At 73.6% G+C, this 17,890-nt stretch carries 16 protein-coding genes and 2 pseudogenes; 11 read left to right on the top strand and 7 right to left on the bottom strand.

All coding sequences use genetic code 11. The features are described 5' to 3' along the window. Nucleotides 1-180 precede the first annotated feature (180 nt). From TU30_RS36820 to TU30_RS03250, 3 genes are all read left to right on the top strand, one after another. Nucleotides 181-810, top strand: a complete 630-nt coding sequence (locus TU30_RS36820) for a hypothetical protein (RefSeq protein WP_234307758.1) — start codon at nucleotides 181-183, stop codon at nucleotides 808-810. After that, on the top strand, nucleotides 714-3,191 hold the full coding sequence (locus TU30_RS03255) for an ABC transporter substrate-binding protein (protein WP_234307757.1): 2,478 nt from the start codon (nucleotides 714-716) through the stop codon (nucleotides 3,189-3,191). The genes TU30_RS36820 and TU30_RS03255 overlap by 97 nt, the downstream gene beginning before the upstream one ends. A 453-nt stretch (nucleotides 3,192-3,644) precedes the next feature. Beyond that, entirely contained in the window at nucleotides 3,645-4,358 is a 714-nt protein-coding gene (locus TU30_RS03250; protein WP_042164254.1) for a S1 family peptidase, read from the top strand. A 329-nt stretch (nucleotides 4,359-4,687) separates the two neighbouring features. Here the strand turns inward: TU30_RS03250 and TU30_RS03245 are convergent, their stop codons facing one another. Continuing rightward, nucleotides 4,688-5,695, bottom strand: a complete 1,008-nt coding sequence (locus tag TU30_RS03245; RefSeq protein ID WP_042164251.1) for a homoserine dehydrogenase — start codon at nucleotides 5,693-5,695, stop codon at nucleotides 4,688-4,690. A gap of 641 nt (nucleotides 5,696-6,336) precedes the next feature. After that, the gene (locus tag TU30_RS03240) at nucleotides 6,337-6,627 is read right to left on the bottom strand and encodes an integral membrane cytochrome biogenesis protein (protein ID WP_370626548.1); all 291 of its coding nucleotides are present in this window, start codon (nucleotides 6,625-6,627) and stop codon (nucleotides 6,337-6,339) included. A gap of 26 nt (nucleotides 6,628-6,653) precedes the next feature. Here TU30_RS03240 and TU30_RS38175 point away from each other — a divergent pair. Together TU30_RS38175 and TU30_RS38170 are read left to right on the top strand one after the other, a co-directional pair. Then, a pseudogene (locus tag TU30_RS38175) lies at nucleotides 6,654-6,854 on the top strand (TSUP family transporter); the annotation flags it as partial. A gap of 178 nt (nucleotides 6,855-7,032) precedes the next feature. Further along, nucleotides 7,033-7,308 carry a hypothetical protein gene (locus TU30_RS38170; RefSeq protein ID WP_042164247.1) on the top strand — a complete coding sequence of 92 codons (276 nt, stop codon included), beginning with the start codon at nucleotides 7,033-7,035 and terminating at the stop codon, nucleotides 7,306-7,308. Between the two features lie 118 nt (nucleotides 7,309-7,426). Here the strand turns inward: TU30_RS38170 and TU30_RS03230 are convergent, their stop codons facing one another. Beyond that, nucleotides 7,427-7,705 (bottom strand): metal-sensitive transcriptional regulator, encoded by a 279-nt coding sequence (locus TU30_RS03230; protein ID WP_042164245.1) that lies wholly within the window; start codon nucleotides 7,703-7,705, stop codon nucleotides 7,427-7,429. Nucleotides 7,706-8,038: 333 nt separating this feature from the next. On the opposite strand from TU30_RS03230, the gene TU30_RS03225 reads away from it, so the two are divergent. The 3 genes from TU30_RS03225 (at nucleotide 8,039) to TU30_RS37935 (ending at nucleotide 9,999) form a co-directional block, all read left to right on the top strand. Beyond that, entirely contained in the window at nucleotides 8,039-9,151 is a 1,113-nt protein-coding gene (locus TU30_RS03225; protein WP_042164243.1) for a LacI family DNA-binding transcriptional regulator, read from the top strand. A gap of 4 nt (nucleotides 9,152-9,155) precedes the next feature. Then, nucleotides 9,156-9,551: a VOC family protein gene (locus TU30_RS03220; protein WP_042164241.1), complete on the top strand. Its 396-nt coding sequence runs from the start codon at nucleotides 9,156-9,158 to the stop codon at nucleotides 9,549-9,551. A gap of 328 nt (nucleotides 9,552-9,879) precedes the next feature. Further along, nucleotides 9,880-9,999, top strand: a complete 120-nt coding sequence (locus tag TU30_RS37935) for an RICIN domain-containing protein (protein ID WP_199816817.1) — start codon at nucleotides 9,880-9,882, stop codon at nucleotides 9,997-9,999. A gap of 227 nt (nucleotides 10,000-10,226) precedes the next feature. Here the strand turns inward: TU30_RS37935 and TU30_RS03215 are convergent, their stop codons facing one another. Together TU30_RS03215 and TU30_RS03210 are read right to left on the bottom strand one after the other, a co-directional pair. Next, the gene (locus TU30_RS03215; protein WP_042164239.1) at nucleotides 10,227-10,934 is read right to left on the bottom strand and encodes a helix-turn-helix domain-containing protein; all 708 of its coding nucleotides are present in this window, start codon (nucleotides 10,932-10,934) and stop codon (nucleotides 10,227-10,229) included. Between the two features lie 10 nt (nucleotides 10,935-10,944). Beyond that, complete coding sequence (locus TU30_RS03210; protein WP_042164237.1) at nucleotides 10,945-11,880, bottom strand: AraC family transcriptional regulator; 936 nt, start codon at nucleotides 11,878-11,880, stop codon at nucleotides 10,945-10,947. Between the two features lie 82 nt (nucleotides 11,881-11,962). Here TU30_RS03210 and TU30_RS03205 point away from each other — a divergent pair, with 82 nt between their 5' ends. Beyond that, on the top strand, nucleotides 11,963-12,871 hold the full coding sequence (locus TU30_RS03205) for an SDR family oxidoreductase (RefSeq protein WP_107068358.1): 909 nt from the start codon (nucleotides 11,963-11,965) through the stop codon (nucleotides 12,869-12,871). Between the two features lie 182 nt (nucleotides 12,872-13,053). On the opposite strand, the gene TU30_RS03200 is transcribed toward TU30_RS03205, so the two are convergent. Further along, complete coding sequence (locus tag TU30_RS03200; protein WP_078878079.1) at nucleotides 13,054-14,226, bottom strand: YihY/virulence factor BrkB family protein; 1,173 nt, start codon at nucleotides 14,224-14,226, stop codon at nucleotides 13,054-13,056. Between the two features lie 32 nt (nucleotides 14,227-14,258). Then, a complete protein-coding gene (locus tag TU30_RS37930; RefSeq protein WP_267889323.1) occupies nucleotides 14,259-14,387 on the bottom strand; it encodes a hypothetical protein in 129 nt (42 codons plus the stop codon). Here TU30_RS37930 and TU30_RS03195 point away from each other — a divergent pair. Next, on the top strand, nucleotides 14,386-16,020 hold the full coding sequence (locus TU30_RS03195; protein WP_042164757.1) for an acyl-CoA dehydrogenase family protein: 1,635 nt from the start codon (nucleotides 14,386-14,388) through the stop codon (nucleotides 16,018-16,020). The two genes, TU30_RS37930 and TU30_RS03195, sit on opposite strands and share 2 nt — an antisense overlap. A 497-nt stretch (nucleotides 16,021-16,517) precedes the next feature. Next, nucleotides 16,518-17,853, top strand: a pseudogene (locus TU30_RS03190) (GAF domain-containing protein). Nucleotides 17,854-17,890 lie beyond the last annotated feature (37 nt).

Raw genomic sequence — 17,890 nt, 5'->3', positions numbered from 1 at the left:
GCGCCTCGTCTCCGTCTCCGCCGCGGCCGACTGATCGTCGTCCTGCCGGGAGCGGTTGTCAGGGGCAAGCGTTGTCCTCACCGAGCGCTTGCAACACATGTGTCGTACGACCACCGGGGGGTGTCCGTGCACGGCCGTGATCAGAATTTCCCTCAGGACTGTCCGGGTGGCCACCCGGACATGTCGACCGAGGCGGGAATCGACGTCCAACGCCAACTGGAGTCCCCGATCCAGGACTTCCGGGCGGGCGATCCGCCGATGCCGGTGATCGTGCTGCATGCCGAGGATCCCGCCGACAACGGCCGGGTCACCGACCTCATCGACGAACTGCGCGAGGGACAGCAGCAGCACGGCACGCGTCTGGCGGTCGCCTCGACCGAGCCGCAAACGGACGGGGGTGGGGACGGAGACGGGCACGGGCACGATGCCACGAGGCGGGCCACGCACCTCCTGCGCGATCTCGGCGACTCCGGGAAGTGGGGCGACCGGTCCGCCGCCTACCGGCCCTACTCCTTCCCCCGCCTCGGCCTGGTCCGTGCCCTCCAGGAGGTCACCGACGATCCGGAGATGAGCCCGCACTGGCCGACCTCCCCCGCCGGCACTCCGGAGGGGAACACCCAGCGGGGGCAGGCCCGGACCCAGCTGCTGCGCCTCCTGCCCGGCAGCACTGGCGCCCCCGCAAACCCCCGCGCCGGCAGATACTGCTCACCGACGTGCAGCAGTTCCTCCCCGTGGGCGTCCTGGGCGCCTTCACCTCGCTGCTCACCCGCCCCGAGTGGTACATCGCCGTCCTGGCGGGCATCGGGCTGATGGTCCTGCTCGCCGTCCTGAACCACGTCCCGGGCCGCGCCCCTCTCTTCCTGTGGTTACGCAGGGAGAGCCGGTGGTTCCTGACCACGACGTTCCTCCAGTCCGCCGCCCGCCACCAGTCGACCAGTGTGCGGCTGCCGCGGCCCGTCCGCTCCTGGGGGGCCATCGCGGCCCGCGCCTACGACGTGGCCGAGGCCCTGCGGGAGGGCGGCCGGTTCCCGCTCCAGCTGTACGTGCTGGCGCTCCTCGATGACCTGCGGAACAACCACCGGCGCGGCAGCTGGGACCTGCGGGGGTTCAAGCGGACGCGTCCGCCGGTGCTGTTCCTGCGCCGGACGGCACTGGAGAACGGCGGCATCGAACTGATCAGGGCGGTCAGCGACGTCCGCAGCCGGCGCAGCGAACTCGACCCGCTGCTGATCGTGGCGGGCGTGGCGGCGGACGACGCGCCGCTGCTCGACCGCGGCGCGGACGGAAGCCCGCAGGCACCCCCGCCGCCGTCCCGGTACCAGCCCTCCCGGCTCCAGCAGCGGCTGCGGAACTGGTACGACGAATGGGCCGGCAACCTCAGGGCCGGCCAGTCGCCGAGCAGGACGAACGCCCTGCCCTGGGTGCTCAGGATTCCGCTGCCCCGCGAGGAGCTGGTACAGGTGCGGGAGACGGACCGGCGCTGCGTCAGGGCCCGGCACCGCCTGCCGCTGGTCCGCGTGGTGTGGTCGGCGTACAGCCTCACTCTCGCCGTCGTCCTCGCCTGCACGGCGGGCGGTGTCCACTCCTACGAGCTGCACCGGACGTACTGCTCGGCGGACCTGCTGACCGCCAACCGCGACACCGAACGGCATTCCGCGCCCGGTGACGGCACGGAGTGCATCGGGCTGGCCACCGGGGACGTCCGGTTCGGTGCGTACCTCCGGGACACGGGCGACGAGGAGGCCGACGAGCAGGGCGGAAGACTGCACGACCTGGAGGACCGGATCCATGACGAGAACGCCAGGGTGCTGCGCGGCCACTCCGGCACCTACGTCACGGTGGTGTACGCCGGACCACTGAGCTCCTCCAGGCTGAACCCCTCACCGGTCAAGGGCGTCGAGGAGCTGACCGGCGTGTACCTCGCCCAGCGTGTCGTCAACGAGAACCACACGGTGAAGATGCGGGTGCTGCTCGCCAACGGCGGCGCGGACATGGGACACCAGAGTGAGACGGCCGAGGCGATCGCCGCGTACGCCGAACGCGACCCGACCTTCGTCGGCGTCGTCGGCTTCGGCCGTGACCTGCAGAGCAGCCCCGGTGTCACGGACCGGCTCCACAAGGCGGAAGTGCCCGTCGTCTCCGGCACCAACTCGGCGAGCTACCTTCCAAAGGAGTTCTCCAACTGGTTCAGTCTCGCGGCTCCCGACGAGCACCAGGCAGAGGCGCTCGGTCACGTCGCCCGGCAGCTGCGCACCCCCGGCAGGGCCACGTACGCCCTGGTGCTGGCCCGCGACCTCAAGGGCTCGCAGGACCGTTACACCAGCGAGCAGGCCGCCTACGGCGAGGAGATGCTGAAGCGGGAACGCTTCCGGATGCTGCCCACCCAGGAGTACCGGGTGGTGAACGGCGACCCCGAACTGCGGCTGCACGCGGAACGCACATGCCAGGGGGAGAACGTCCCCTCGGTGATCTACTTCGCCGGACGGGTCGAGGACGTCGGACCGTTGATGACCCAGCTGTGCACCCAGCCGGGCTGCGCGAACAAGGAGATCTCGATCCTCACGGGCGACGACCTGAGCAAGGCCAGGTTCTCCGGCACGGGCGGCAGCGACCGTGGCCCCGCGGATCACGCCGTACCACGCGGCCCTGACCGGGCTGGAGGACGCCGCGCCCGCCACCGCCTTCTACGAGGACGCCGCCCGCCACCTCCCCTGGATCGAGCAGGACCGGCTCCCGTACGCCACCCCCGACTTCGCCAGCGGTCAGACGGCCCTCTCCCACGACGCCGCGCGTGCGCTGTACTGGGCGGCCAGCCGCGAGGACGTGCCCCAGAGCCTCGCGGCGACCTGGGTCAACCTCAGGAGCGTCAAGCTCGACAGGACGGCCACCGGGACGATCGACTTCACCACCACGCCCCTGTACGGCGAACGGCACGGCCACAGCATCCTCGTCAAGCGGGTCCGCACCGTAGTGCAAGGCAGCGAGCGTGCTTCCTTCGGCCCGGGGCAGATTGCCCCGGGCGATGGCCTCGGCCTCCTCGTAGCGGGCTTGTCCGCACAGGGCACGGACCACGTCGCTCAGCACGCTCAACTCGATGCCCCTTACCGGTACCAGGTGTTTCAGGCGGGTCAGGTTGCGCAGTACCTCCAGCCCTTCAGCCTCCGCTTCCGCGTAGCGCTCCACACCGTTGAGGACCACCATGCGGTTGTTCCGGATCTCCAGCAGCAGCGTCCGCCCGGGCCCAGCCATCCCGCTCAACTCCGCTATGAGCGATTCCAGCTCGGCCAGCACCTGCACTCCGCGTCCGTGGACGCAGGGCGCCGCCGTGGCCAGGGCCCTGGCGTACCACGCCACAGCGATGCCCCGACCTCGTCTGCGCAGACGTCCCGCTTCCGCCTCGGGCGCCCTGGCCCCGGCTTCGGCCTCCTCGTATTTTCCCTCCTTCCACAGGTGGTGGAGGTGTTCCAAAGCGGCTGCTTCCCGCGATTGTCTCCGCAGCAACGATGCGATCTTCACAACCCGTGACTCCCGCGCACGAGGACGGTCGGCGGCCCCGTCCGGGCGCCCTGGGGTTGGCGGCTTTCGGCCTGACCGCCCGGGCCCGGGAGGCCCACAATGGCAGGCACATGCCAAAGGAGGCCGTCGTGAGTCCCACGCGTTCCGAGAGACCCCTGCGAACCGTCGTCCGGGCCGTCGTCGTACTGGCACTGCTCCTCGGCTGGTCCGCCGCCGCCGGATCGGCCGCCCATGCCGGGGATCGGGCGGGGCGGCAGGCGGCCGTCTCGGTGCGCGGGGGCGACACCCTCTACAGCACCGGCGCCCGCTGCACCGTGGGCTTCAACGCCCGCTCCAACTCCACGCTGTACGCGCTCGTTTCGGGCCGGTGCGCCCAGGGCGCCCGCACCTGGTACGCCGACGCCGCCCTGACCGTCGCCGTCGGCGTCACCGCGGGAGTGAGTTTCCCGGGCAACGACTACGCGAGCATCCGGTACACCAACACGGCGGTCGCCTACCCGGGCGAGGTCTCGCTGGGCGCCGGCGCCGGTACCCGCGACATCACCCACGCGGCGCATCCCGTCGTCGGGCAGTCGGTCTGCCACGTCGGGCGGACCACCGGATACCTCTGCGGGACCGTCCAGGCCGTGAACGTCACCATCAACTACGGCGGGGGAACCGTGTACGGACTGTTCCGGTCCACCATCTGCTCCGAGCCCGGCGACACCGGCGGTCCGGCTTTCTCGGGCGGCACGGCTGTCGGCATCATCGTCGCCGGCAGCGGTAACTGCAGCTCGGGAGGCTCCACCTACTACCAGCCGGTGACCGAATGGCTGTCGGCGTACGGCCTGAGCGTCTACTGAGGCGGCCGAGCCGGACCGACCGCGCACGCGAAGCCCCCGGCGGGCAGAGCCGGGTCGCCGGGGGCTCGTGCGCGGCCCACGGCGGGCCGGCACCGACGGTCTTCCGTCCACTCACCAAGGCCGCGCGGCACGGTGCGACCGAGGAGGCGGAGAAGTCGTCCGTGCTGCTCGCCGACCGTGCTCGCGCCCTCTGCCGGCGCTACGGACACTGGTGGGACAGGGGGATTCCGGGGGCCGGGACCAGGACCGTCAAGGGCTGACCGCCCCGGCCCCCGCGTCCCCTTCCCCGTCCCCGCCGTCCCGGAGACCAGGTCCCCGCGTGCCGCATGTCAGAGGAACCCGGTGCGGGGAGCCGTGACCTCGATGGTGTCCTTCACCAGGGCCAGCGCGGCGCCCAGAGGGCTCGAGCGTCCCCCGCTCACGATGACGTCGCCGGCCTCGGGGCAGCCGAACACCACGGCCTTCTCCGGCCCGGCCAGCGCGTACAGGGGGTCGCCGGGCTCCGTCTCCTCCAGTCGGACGCGGACGAGGTGGGGCTCGTCCAGGGAGGCGCTCGCCACGGCCCGCAGGCGGCGCGCCCGGGAGACCGCGTCCAGCGCCGCCCGGGAAGTTCCCTCGCCCACCGGCTCCGCCCGCACCTGTACGGACGCCGGGTCCCATCCCCAGGCCAGCGCGGACAGCAGCCGCACCTTGGTGGCGGCGTCCTCGCCGGACAGGTCGGACGACGGGTCCGCCTCCGCGGTCCCCCGGCGCCGGGCCTCGCGGACCGCCTCACCCAGCGAGTCGCCCTCGGCGAGGCGGTCGAGGACGAACGTGGCGGTGCCGTTCGGGCAGGCCCGAATCGTCGTGCAGCCCAGACCGCGCAACGAGGTCCCGGCCAGGTCCCCCGCCGGCAGAGCGGCCCCCGTCGCCCCGGAGATCCTGATCATGCTGCCGGCCGCGCGGGCCGCTTCGTCGAGGTCCCGCCAGTGGCTGAGCAGGTGGCTCTTGGTGGCCGTGACCACATGTACCCCTCTGCGCAGGGCGACGAGGGCCTCCTCCGCGGCGTGCCGCCGGAGTGGGGGCGAGGACGGGATCGCCTGGACGAACACGCGGGCAGCGGTTTGGTCGAGCGTCTCCTCCAGCGGGGCCGGCGGACTCCACTCCGAGCGGGGCGGCACGGGCTCCCCCTCACGGAGCCGGCACTGTGCGGAGCTCGCCCGGACGGCACCCACACCCACCCGTACGCCGTGCCGGCGGGCCAGCCCGTCCCCCTGCCGTGCCAGGTGCTCGACGAAGGCCTGGCCGACCGGACCGTATCCGGAGAGCACCACATCGGCCCGACTCACCTCACGCATGGTTCTCCGCTCCTCTTCGGCACCGTTCCTGGTCAGTGAACGGGAGCGGGTCCCGGATCGGTTCCTGCTCACTGCGGACGCCCCGATCGGTGGGGGTGTCCTGGTCGCCCGCGTCCGGCGGCACGGATCGTGTCCGTGGTCCGTGGTCCGTGGTCCGGGAACGCGGGGGCGGGGCGGGGTCCCTCGCGCCCGGGGGTATCCGGTCCGGCCCGGACGGCCCGATGCCCGTGCACACCGCTGCGGTGTGCACGGGGCGGCGCCGTCCGACGCCGGATGGGACACCCCTGGGCGCGTCGCCCGATCGCGATGCTCGCCGCGCCGCGTCGTGCCGGGTGATCCTACGGGGGTGCTGGTCGGGTGCTTCTGCCGGTGCCGGGCGCCCCACCGGGAGGTAGGTGCAGGCCGGGGCGTCGACGCGGTCGCCCGGCAGGTCGCCGAGCGCGGTCCGGCCGCCCGTCGCCGTCGTTCGGGACCTGTCCCCGTGGTCTCTCCGGGCTCACCACGTCACGTCAGTAGTGGGTCGTCGAGAGGGCTGCGCAGGTGGAGCACGAGGTGTCCGTGCCGGCGCCCGGTGCCTGGTCGTCCGGGAGCCCGGGGGTCCTGGGAGGACTCGGGTGGGGCCTCCCAGGACCCGCAGGGGGTCAGCGGTGTTCTTCCGCGGCGTCGTCCGTGCGGGCGTGCGCCGAGGGCCGATGGTGTTCTTCCTTCCGTCCGGTCCCGGTGCGCACCAGGCCGAGCAGCAGGGCGCGGTCGGGGACCGCGCCCGCCCACCGCGACAGCCGTTCCTCCCAGGCGAACTCCGCGTCCACTCCCCTCAGGGACGGCAGGGCGGAGGTGCCGTCGAACACCAGGAAGAGGACGCCGAGCAGGATGAACATCGTCCCGCCGGCCAGGGAGGTGGTGTGCAGCGGTACTTTCCCGACGTGGACCACCCGGCCGCGCAGCCACCGCCGGCGCCATGCTCCGGGGCCGCCGCGCTGCCGGTCCCGACCGGGCCCACCGGCAACTCCCGGTGGGACGGGTCCTGCTGGACGGCACTGCCGTCGGCCTGGCCACCGGTCTGGTCGGCGCGGGCGGCGGCTTCCTCGTCGTCCCCGCCCTGGCCCTGCTGGGCGGCCTGCCCATGCCGGTGGCCGTCGGCACCTCCCTGCTGGTCATCGCGATGAAGTCCGCCGCCGGCTTCGCCGGCTACCTCTCGACCGTGCAGATCGACTGGACCCCGCCCGACCCTGGCCGTCACCGGGTTCGCGGTCGTCGGCAGCCTGGTCGGGACCCGGCTGGCCGGACGCGTCCCCGCACACGTCCTCTCCCGGCTCTTCGCCTGGTTCGTGCTGGCCATGGGCACCTTCGTCCTGATCCAGCAGGCCCCCGCCCACATCGCCGTCCCGACCCTCGCGGCCCTCGCCTCGCTGGGCGCCGGAGCGGGCGTCCGCTACGGCTTCGTCGCCCGCTGCCCGCTGCCCGCTGCGCCGCGCCGTCCACAGGACCTGGCGTTCCCGCTGCGGCCCTGCTCGGGCCCGCTCCGGCGCGACGCCGCTGGAACCCGGCCGTGCGCGGAGCCGCCCTGTCGGCCGCCGGAGGTGCGCACGCCGCGCTGTCCAGGTGCCCGGTAGGGCAAACACCTCACCGCGGAGACCTCCGGACCCCGCCTGCGACGCACCTCCGCGACGGTCCTGCCGGCCGTGACCGCCTTCCTGCCCGCCGACGCCCCGGCATGACGCGGCCCACGGCTCAGGCCAGCGACAGGAACAGCTTCTCCAGGCGCGCGCGCATCCGGTCCCGGTCACCGTCCACCTGGCCCTCCTCGGCCATGCAGTGCTGCAGCCCCGTCGCGATGATCGCGAAACCGGCCCGGTCCAGTGCCCGGGAGACCGCCGCGAGCTGCGTGATCACCTCCTCGCAGTCCCGCCCCTCCTCGATCATCCTGATGATCCCCGCGATCTGCCCCTGTGCCCGCCGCAGCCGGTTGAGCACCCTCTTCAGCTCATCGGCCGCCATCTCCAGCTCCACACATCCTCCTCCATGAATATCCCTTGGGGTATCTTGGTCCATTCGGTGCCCCACGAACGGAAATCCGAGACCCGCTTCATGGACATGACCATAGGCAGGGCGCGGGCGACGACCGGCGAAGGCGGGTGCCGGAGCGTGGCGGGCGCCGAGGGTGAGGCAGGCGCCGGAGGTGAGGCAGCCGGAGGGCCGGGCGAACTCGGGGACGCAAGAGAGCGCTTCACACCCGCGCCTGTCGGCCGCGTACGGGTTCTTCCCGCCGGGTTGCACCGGATCTACAGTAGGAAGCGCTTTCTATGCGGTGGCCCTCGGCGGGGCCGGAGAGGTGGGGTCCCGATGGTCCGTACGGGAGGTGCGGGACGGGCGAGCATGGCGGCCGGACCGACGCTGGCGGTCGTGGCCCGCGAGGCGGGGGTGTCGGTACCGACCGCGTCCAAGGTCGTCAACGGGCGTGAGGACGTGGCCCCGGAGACCCGGCGCCGGGTCACGGAGGCGTTGGACCGGCTCGGCTATGTGCGCAGACCCCGGTTCGACGGGGCGAGGGCACCGCGCAGGGTGGACCTCGTGGTGGACTCGCTGGGGAGTTCGGGAACCGGCGCGGTCCTGCACGGCGCGGAGGAGGCGGCGCACGACGCGGGGCTGGAGATCGTGGTGTCGGCCGCGACGGCCCGCGGCCACTCCGGCCGCCCGGAGCGCGGCTGGCTGGACAAGCTGGTGGCCCGCGGATCGTCGGGGGTCCTGTTCAACCTGGCCGAACTGGGCATGTCCCAGTACGCCTGGCTGGAGCAGCAGCGCATCCCGTTCGTCATGATCGACCCGGTGCTCGAACCCCCGCCCGGCGTCGTGTCGGTGGGCGCGGCGAACTGGCAGGGCGGGGTCACGGCGACCGAGCATTTACTGTCCCTCGGACACGAGCGCGTCGCCGTCGTCGCGGGTCACCGGCACACCCTGTCCAGCGGCGCCCGCGTCGCCGGCTACCGCTCGGCCCTCGCCGCGGCGGGGGTCCGGCACCGCACGGAGTACGTGCGCCACGCCGGGTTCGACGAGGCCGCCGCCCGCTGCCGTACCCATGAACTCCTCGACCTGCCCGAGCCGCCCACGGCCGTCTTCGTCTGCTCGGACCGGATGGCGCTCGGCGCGTACGAGGCCCTGACCGAACGGGGCCTGCGCGTGCCGGACTACATGAGCGTGATCGGCTTCGACGACCTCCCCGAGGCCCGCTGGCTCGCCCCCGCGCTGACGACCGTCCGGCAGCCCCTGTCCGAGATGGCGGCGACGGCCCTGCACCTGCTGCTCCGCAGCATGGACGGCCACCACCCGGAAAGCACCCGCACCGAACTCTCCACCCGCCTGGTGGAACGCGCGAGCACGGCACCACCGCGCGGCCGGCCCACGCGCGGGCCTGTCCGATTCCTTCAAGACCGGGAAGCCGGGGCGCATCTACGGTGAACCCATGAGTGCACGATGTGATGCCGTCGGGCTGGTCGTCTCCGACATGGGCGCGTCGGTCGCCTTCTATCGGCGGCTCGGGTTCGCGTTTCCCGAGGGGTCCGAGGAGCAGGGGCACGCCGAGGCGGAACTGCCGGGCGGGCTGCGGTTGCTGATGGACACCGAGGAGGTCGTCCGGTCGTTCCACGCCGGGTGGGAGCCGCCCTCGGGCGGAGGGCGGGCATCGCTCGCCCTGCGGTGCGACAGTCCCGCCGAAGTCGACTCCCTGTACGAGGAGTTGGTGGCGAGCGGCTGCCGGAGCGCGCTCAAGCCCTGGGACGCGGTGTGGGGACAGCGGTACGCCACCGTCCTCGACCCCGACGGGAACGGGGTGGATCTGTTCGCACCGCTGGTCTTCTGAGCCGGCCATTCCGTTCAGACGTGCGGGCTTGCCGGGTGGCACGGGCCGGGCGGCCGGGCAAGCCCCTTCTTCGTTGCCTCCGGGCGTGAGCGCAGCCGCATCGTGGGCCGGTCCGCCCCGGCCGGTGCATCGAGATGCTTACGGGTGAACTCACCCTTGGTTCTCGGCACATGGTCAACTGCTCGTACTCGGACGGGTCAAGGTCCGTTCTCCGGAGTTCCGTTCATACCGGTCAGGCAGTATGGCGGCGCACCGCCCCACCGGTTGCGGGGCACCGCGAGCGTGCGGCTGCTACGCGGCAGACAGCCGTGAGACCCAAGAGGACCTGGTGTCACTCAAGGCCGGCGACAAGTGTGCCGACGTGTGGTGGGGCAAGGAGGCCAACGGCGCGCCGGTCAGGTTGTGGCCCTGCACCGGCACCGCCCACCAGACCTGGCGGCGCAGCTGACCCCGTCCCCGGCCCCGGAGGGCCCCCACGCCCCAGCCGTCCACGGCATGGGCGTATGACAGGTCCCGGGCGCCCCTGTGTATCGCGCGCGGGCGCCCGGGGCCCGTCCTCGTACGTGGCGTGTCAGAGACTCCGCCGATCCCGGAGCGGTTCACGCCGGGCCCGCTGTCCCTTCGTCGGATGACCACGCCCCACAGGGCGTGACCATCCACGACCGGGATCCGCTTTCACACCAGTCCCCCGTCGTCAGCCGCCAGGAGTCTGCTCAGCGGCAGGCCCGTCAAGTCCCGTACGTCGCGGGAGAGGTGGGCCTGGTCGGCGTAGCCGGTACGGGTGGCCGTCTCCGCGTACGGGGTGCCCCGGCGGGCCAGGGCGAGGGCTCGGGTCAGGCGGAGGATGCGGGCCAGCGTTTTGGGGCCGTAGCCGAAGGCCGTCAGGGAGCGGCGGTGCAACTGGCGTGCGCTCAGGCCGAGTTCGTCGGCTGTTTCGGCGACCGGGCGGCCCGCGTCCAGGGCGGCCACGACCTGTCGAAGCACCGGGTCGGGCAGGGTGGCGGCCTCGGCCGCCCGCCTCAGGGCCAGGTCCTCCAGGCCGCGCGCCGGGTCGGCCGCCGCGTTCACCAGGGTGGTCGCTCGGCGTGCCTCCGCTGTCGGCCACAGGTCCGCCAGGTCGGGTCGCTGATCCCGCACTTCGTGCGCGGGCACTCCCAACAGGGCGGGGAGGGTGCCGGGGTGGAAGCGGATGCCCGCCCAGGGGCCCGACGTGCCGGCCTCGATCAGGTGGGCGCGGGTGTCGGGGCCCGCGACCAGCAGGCGGCCGTCGTGCCAGAGCAGGTCCATGCAGCCGTCGGGGAGCACCCGGCCCGCTCCCGCGCCGGCCGGGGTGCTGGTCCACACGACCGCGTCCGGCAGCCGTGACGCCCGTTCGCTGTACACGTCGCCCAGGCTACGCGGCCCGCGTCCGCCACTCCTGCGGGCTGACGCCGTACGCCCGTTTGAAGGCCGTCGACAGGGCGAAGGCACTGCCGTAGCCGACGTGGCGGGCGATCGCGCCGAGGGTGTCGTCGGTGTCGCGGAGGCGGTCCGCGGCGAGGGCGAGGCGCCAGCCGGTGAGGTACGTCATCGGGGGCTCGCCGACCCGTTCCGCGAAGCGGCGGGCCAGCGCGGCGCGCGAGACGCCGGCCTTCGCAGCGAGCCCGGCGACCGTCCAGGGGTGGGCGGGGTCGTCCTGGAGGAGGCGCAGCACCGGGCCGACGACGGGATCGCCCAGCGCCCCGTACCAGGCGGGCGGTGCCGCCTCGGGACGGGCGAACCAGGTCCGCAGCGCGGCGATGACCAGCAGATCGAGCAGGCGGTCGAGGACGACCTCCTGGCCGGGTTCGTCCCGCACGATCTCCGCCGCGAGGATCGGGGTGAGCGGGCAGCCCCAGTCGTCGGCCGTGAGGAAGACCAGGGGCGGGAGCACGTCGAGCAGGCGGCCGCCGATCTCGCCCTGCACCCGGTAAGTGCCGATGAGCATGACCGCGGCGCCGTCGGGCCGGTCGCCCCAGGTGCGGACGCCGAGGTCCATGACACCGTTCAGGGGGCGTCCGTCGGGGTAGTGGCACTCCCCGCCCGGCAGGATCAGCGCCTGCGGCGGGGTGCCGGGGTCGTCGGCGCAGGTGTACGGGTCGGGGCCGCGCGCGATGGCGAGGTCGCCGGGGCGCAGCAGCCGCCGGTCGCCACGGTCCGGCACCAACCAGGCCTCGCCGCGGACGAGGAGCATGACGGTCAGCGGGGCGCGGTCCTCGATCCGGACCGACCAGGGCGGGTCGAAACAGGCTCGGATCATGAACGCGCCACGGGCGCGGGGGCCTTCCAGCAGGCCGGTGAGAGCGTCCATGGGCTTCAGCGTAGACGCGGGCTTATGGGAACGAGCCGTTCGGCGATGGTCCGGGCGGGCTGGGGGCAGTTGACTCGTTCGCATGACACAGCGAACGGCAGACGCGAAGAACACGACGGGCACGACGAAGACGGGGGGCACGGGGGACACGACGGACGCGGGGAACCCGACCGTCGTCGTCACCGGGGCCCGGGGGCGTACCGGAAGCCGGGTGGCGCGGGCGGCCGAGGCGGCGGGGCTCGCGGTGCGGGCGGCGTCCCGGGCCACCGGGTTCGACTGGGAGGACCGTACGACCTGGGCGGACACCCTGCGGGGCGCCGACGCGGCCTACCTGGTACACCCCTCGGACGTGGGCGCGCCGGGGACCGCCGAGGCGGTCGGCGCGCTCGCCGAGCAGGCGCTCGGGCTGGGCGTACGGCGGCTGGTGCTGCTGTCCGCGCGGGGCGAGGACCAGGCGCTGCCCACGGAGGAGGCGCTGCGGGCGTCGGGCGCGGACTGGACCGTCGTACGGGCGGCGTGGTTCGCGCAGAACTTCAGCGAGGGACCGCTGGTGGAGGAGCTGCGCCGGACCGGGGAGCTGGTGTTCCCGGCCGGTGAGGTGCCGGAGCCGTTCGTGGACACGCGGGACATCGCGGAGGTCGTGGTCGCCGCGCTGACCGGCGGGGAGCGGTACACCGGGCGGAGCCTCACCGTGACGGGGCCGCGGCTGCTGACGTTCGGGGAGGCGGTCGCGGAGATCGCGCGGGCGACGGGACGGGGACTGACGTACCGCGCGGTGTCCGCCCGGGACTACGGGGAGGCGCTCACCGGGTTCGAGGTCGCGCCCGAGGAGGCCGGGTTCCTCACCGAGGTGTTCGGCACCCTCCTCGACGGCCGCAACGCGCAGGTGGAGGACGAGGTGGTGCGACAGGTGCTGGGCTGCCGGGAGCCGCGGGACTTCTCGGACTTCGTACGGGAGGAGGCGGCCGCGGGGACCTGGCGGGCGGTGTGAGTCCGGCCCCGGCGAGGTGTTCCGGGCCGTCGGTCCGCCCCCGGCGAGGTGTTCCGGGCCGTCGGTCCGCCCCCGGCGAGGTGTTCCGGGCCGTCGGTCCGCCCCCGGCGAGGTGTTCCGGGCCGTCGGTGCGCCCCCGGCGAGGTGTTCCGGGCCGTCGGTGCGCCCCGGCCCGCCCCGCTCTACTTGCCCTCGCCGGGCGGCGCCTCCTGGTCCCCCGCCCCCTCCCCGTTCCTCGGGCGGGGGTGGTGGCTGCTCTTCGCGTGGGTGCGCAGGCGGGCCGTGACCTCCTCCGGGGGCAGGAAGCGGGACCATCGTTCGGGGAACTCGGAGGGCATGTCGGGGTCGGCCTCGTCGCCGGCCGCCGCGGAGGTGCGGGCGACGTACTCGGCGACCTGCTCCTGCCGCAGCCGCTCGTTCGCCTCGCGGGCGGCGGCCGTCGCGGCGGCCGGCCAGACCCGGTCGATCGCGGCGTTGACCGCGGCCCCGACGAGCACGGCGAAGGCGGCCACGCCGATCCACAGGAGTACGGCGACGGGGGCGGCGAGGGAGCCGTAGATGGTGGGGCCCTCGATGGTGCTGGTCAGGTAGATCCGCAGCAGGAAGCTGCCGAACACCCACATGGCGAGGGCGACCAGCGCGCCGGGCACGTCCTCGATCCACGGGGAGCGCACGGGCACGGAGACGTGGTAGAGCGTGGTCAGGAAGGCCACGGACAGCAGGATCACCACGGGCCAGTAGAGGATCTGCACGAGCGTCGTCGACCAGGGGACGACGCTGACCACGGCGTCGGGGCCGGCCACCATGAGGGGCAGCGCGACCGAGCCGATCAGCAGGGCGACGATGAACAGCAGGAAGGCCAGCAGCCGGGTCTTGACGATGCCGCGCACACCGTCGAGGCCGTACATGACGGTGATGGTGTCGATGAAGACGTTCACCGCGCGGGAGCCCGACCAGACGGCGAGGAGGAAGCCGAGGGAGATGACGTCGGGCCGGCCGCCCTCCATCACGTCGTCCAGGATCGGCTCGGCGATCTGGCGCACGCCCCGGTCGGACAGCACCGCGCGGGAGGCCTCGATGATGTTGGTCCGCACGCTCTGGGTGGTCTCGGCGCCGGTCCAGGTGTCGACGTAGCCGAGCAGGCCGATCAGGCTGAGCAGCAGCGGGGGCACCGACAGCAGGGTGAAGAAGGCCGCCTCCGCGGCGAGGCCCAGGATCCGGTACTCCATGCAGGAGTTGACGGTGTCCTTGAGCAGCAGCCAGGCGGTCCTGCGTTTGGAGACATTGCGGTACAGGGCCCGGGCCCGGTGAAGTCGGCCGGAGGGCGCGTCGGGGGAATCGCTTGCTGGCTGCACGGACCAAAGGTATCCGTCGTGCCTGGTCGGCCTCACCCGAAGGGTCTCGGGGTGGACGCGGGGTGGACGCGGGGCGTCCGCCGGGTGGTGCCGAGGAGCGAGGTGAAGAGGTGACGCGGAGGAGTGATGCGCAGGGCGGTGCCGGGTAGGTTCGTGTTCATGGCAGGTACCACGCACACCGTGACCAACCAGACCCCGCCGCTGGCGCAGTACGACGTGTTCACCGCCGACCGGGCGCTGACGGAGGCCGTGGAACGGCATCTGGACCCGTCGCTACGGGACGAGGGCCTGTCCGAACTGTCGGCGCTCGGACACACCTCCGGCTCCGCCCAGGTGCAGGAATGGGGGGCGCAGGCCAACGAGAACCCGCCCCGGCTGCGCACCCACGACCGGTACGGGCACCGGATCGACGAGGTCGACTTCCATCCCGCCTGGCACCGGCTGCTCGGCAAGGGCGTCTCGGCGGGTCTGACGGGCGCGTGGGCGCGGCCGGGCGGGCATGTGCGGCGGGCCGCGGGGTTCGTGGTGTGGTCGCAGGTGGAGGCCGGGAACGGCTGCCCGCTGTCGATGACGCACGCGGCCGTGCCCGCCCTGCGCGCGGACCCGGCACTCGCCGCCGAGTGGGAGCCGCGGCTGACGTCGGCGGTGTACGACCGGGCGCTGCGGCCCGCCCACGAGAAGTCCGGCGTGCTCTTCGGGATGGGCATGACGGAGAAGCAGGGCGGCAGCGACGTACGGGCCAACACCACGTCCGCGCGGCCGCTGGCCGAGGACGGGACGTACGAGCTGACCGGACACAAGTGGTTCTGCTCGGCCCCGATGTCGGACGCGTTCCTGGTGCTGGCGCAGGCGCCCGGCGGGCTCACCTGCTTCCTGGTGCCGCGCGTGCTCGAGGACGGCTCGCGCAACGTGTTCCTGATCCAGCGGCTCAAGGACAAGCTGGGCAACCGGTCCAACGCGTCCTCGGAGGTCGAGTTCGCGGGGACGTGGGCGCGGCGGGTCGGGGACGAGGGGGGTGGGGTGCGCACCATCATCGGGATGGTGGCGGCGACCCGGCTGGACTGCGTGCTGGGCTCGGCGGGGCTGATGCGGCAGGCCGTGGCGCAGGCGGTGCACCACTGCACGTACCGGGAGGCGTTCGGCGGCAAACTGGTCGACAAGCCGCTGATGCGCAACGTCCTGGCCGATCTCGCCCTGGAGTCGGAGGCGGCCACCACGCTGGCGCTGCGGCTGGCCGCCGCCTGTGACGACGGGAGCGAGCGGGAGCGGGCGCTGCTGCGGATCGCGGTGCCGGCCGCCAAGTACTGGGTGACCAAGCGGTGTGCGCCCCTCGCGGTGGAGGCGGCGGAGTGCCTGGGCGGCAACGGGTACGTGGAGGAGTCGGGGATGCCCCGGCTGGTGCGCGAGTCCCCGCTGAACTCGGTGTGGGAGGGTGCGGGCAACGTCCAGGCGCTGGACGTGCTGCGCGCGCTGAGCCGGGACCCGCAGGTGCTGGACGCGTACCTCGGCGAGGTCGGGCGGGCACGCGGGGCCGATCACCGGCTGGACGGCGCGATCAAGGACCTGCTGACCGAACTGGCCGACCTGGAGGGTGCCGAGGGGCGTGCGCGGCGGCTCGTGGAACGGCTCGCGCTGGTGCTCCAGGGTTCGCTGCTGGTGCGGTACGCGCCACCGCAGGTCGCCGACGCGTTCTGCGCGGCACGGCTGGGCGGTGACGGGGGCGCGGCCTTCGGGACGCTGCCGCACACCCTCGACCTCGCGACGGTGGTGGAACGGGCCCGGCCGGAGGTGTGAGGGGGCGGGGGCCGACCCCGGTGTGAGCCGCCCCGGGGCGGGGCGGCAGCAGGTGCGAGACGACAGCGGGTGCGAGACGACAGCAGGTGTCCGTCGGCAGCTCTCCGGTGGCGGATCGGGCGGACGCCCGGGCCGGGACGCTCCTGCCCGGACAGCCCGGCTCGTACGGACCGGTTCTGACGCCCTCGCACGGCACCCCGGTGGTGACGCGGGGGTGGTGCTGCGCCGACACGGCACCACCCCCGCCGCACAGGCCCCTTGGAGCCGTGGACGCCGCTCGGGACGGCGTCGTTCAAGTTTCGAACAGCGCGGGCCGGTCCGCCAGGGTTGCAGGGGGTTGCAACGTGCCGCTGTCTGTGTCCGTGGTGAACGGTCCCGCCGGGGACGCACGGCACTACGGACCGACGACAGCCAGAACGGATCTCGGGGGCGCGGCCGGTGGGCCGTGTGCTGTCCCTCCGAGTCTTTCCCCGGGAGGACCAGTGCCGCTCTCGCCGATGGACGTGAGGCATCTGGCCGGCGTGGACACGACGCGCGCGGCCAGGCTGCTGAGCGAGGTCCGCTCCGCGACGCTCTCCGGGCAGCGCGCGCCCATGGCGCCCCGGCCGGTGATCGAGGAGTCCTGGGAGCGGGTGCTGCGCAGCGGCGTCGACCCGGACCACGACGCCCGGGCCGGGCTGCTGTCCCGCGCGGAGGTGCAGCGGCGGCGGGAGGGTTCGGCGCTGCGGCATGTGCTGCCGGTGTTACGGGAAGGGCTGCTGCCGTGCGCGGACGCCACCCGTCACATCATGGTGGTGGCCGACGCGGACGGCAGGGTGCTGTGGCGGGAGGGCAGCCCGGCGGTCCTGCGCAAGGCGGACGCCCTCGGTTTCACGGTGGGCGCGGACTGGCGCGAGGACGTCGTCGGCACCAACGGTGTGGGCACCCCGGCGGTGACCCGGCGGCCGGTGCAGGTGTTCGCCGCCGAGCACTTCGTACGGTCGCACGCCGCCTGGACCTGTGCGGGGGGCGCCCCTGACCGATCCGCGGGACGGGCGGCTGATCGGCGTGGTGGACGTGAGCGGGCCGCTGGAGACGATGCATCCGTCCACGCTGGCCTGGGTCGGCTCGGTGGCCAAGCTCGCCGAGGCCCGGCTCCGGGAACACCACCTGGAGTCGCTGGAACGGCTGCGGTCGGTGGCGGCGCCGGTGCTGGCCCGGGTCGGCGGACGGGCCCTTGTGGTGGACCGGCACGGGTGGACGGCCGCGGTGACCGGCATGCCGTACACGAGACGGCTGGCGCTGCCGGACGCGGTGTCGGCCGGGACGCGGTGGCTGCCGACGCTGGGCCGGTGCTCCCTGGAGCCGCTGGCCGGGGGCTGGCTGGTGCGGGCGGCGGACGGGCCGGTGTCCCGCGCGGCCAGCCGCGTCGTGCTGGATCTGCGGGAGCCGCGCGGCGCGTCGTTGCAGGTGTCCGGCGGCGCGGGTTCCTGGTCCCGGAGACTGAGCCCCCGCCATGCCGAACTGCTGTACCTGCTGGCCGTGCAGCGGGCCGGCCGCAGCGCCGCGGGCCTGGCCGAGGACGTGTTCGGGGACCCGGCCCGTACGGTGACGGTGCGCGCCGAGCCGTCCAGGGTGCGGCGCTATCTGGGCGGCTTGCTGGAGCACCGGCCGTACCGGTTCACGGAGGGCGCCGACATCGACGTCCTGCTCCCGGACGACCCGCGTGACCTGCTGCCGCACCCGACGGCCCCGGCGCTGGGCGACGGCCGCCGGCACCCGCCACCGGAAGAGGGCCGGCACCGCGGCCCGGAAAGTCCACCGGGCACCCGGCCCGGAAAGTCCGGGCCCTGACGGTCCGGCACGGCACATCACCGTGGCCGGGCCGCTC

Source organism: Streptomyces sp. NBRC 110035, from assembly GCF_000829695.1.
GTDB lineage: Bacteria > Actinomycetota > Actinomycetes > Streptomycetales > Streptomycetaceae > Streptomyces.
Note: the sequence above shows the minus strand (reverse complement) of the source record. Positions and strands in the feature narration are given on the sequence as shown.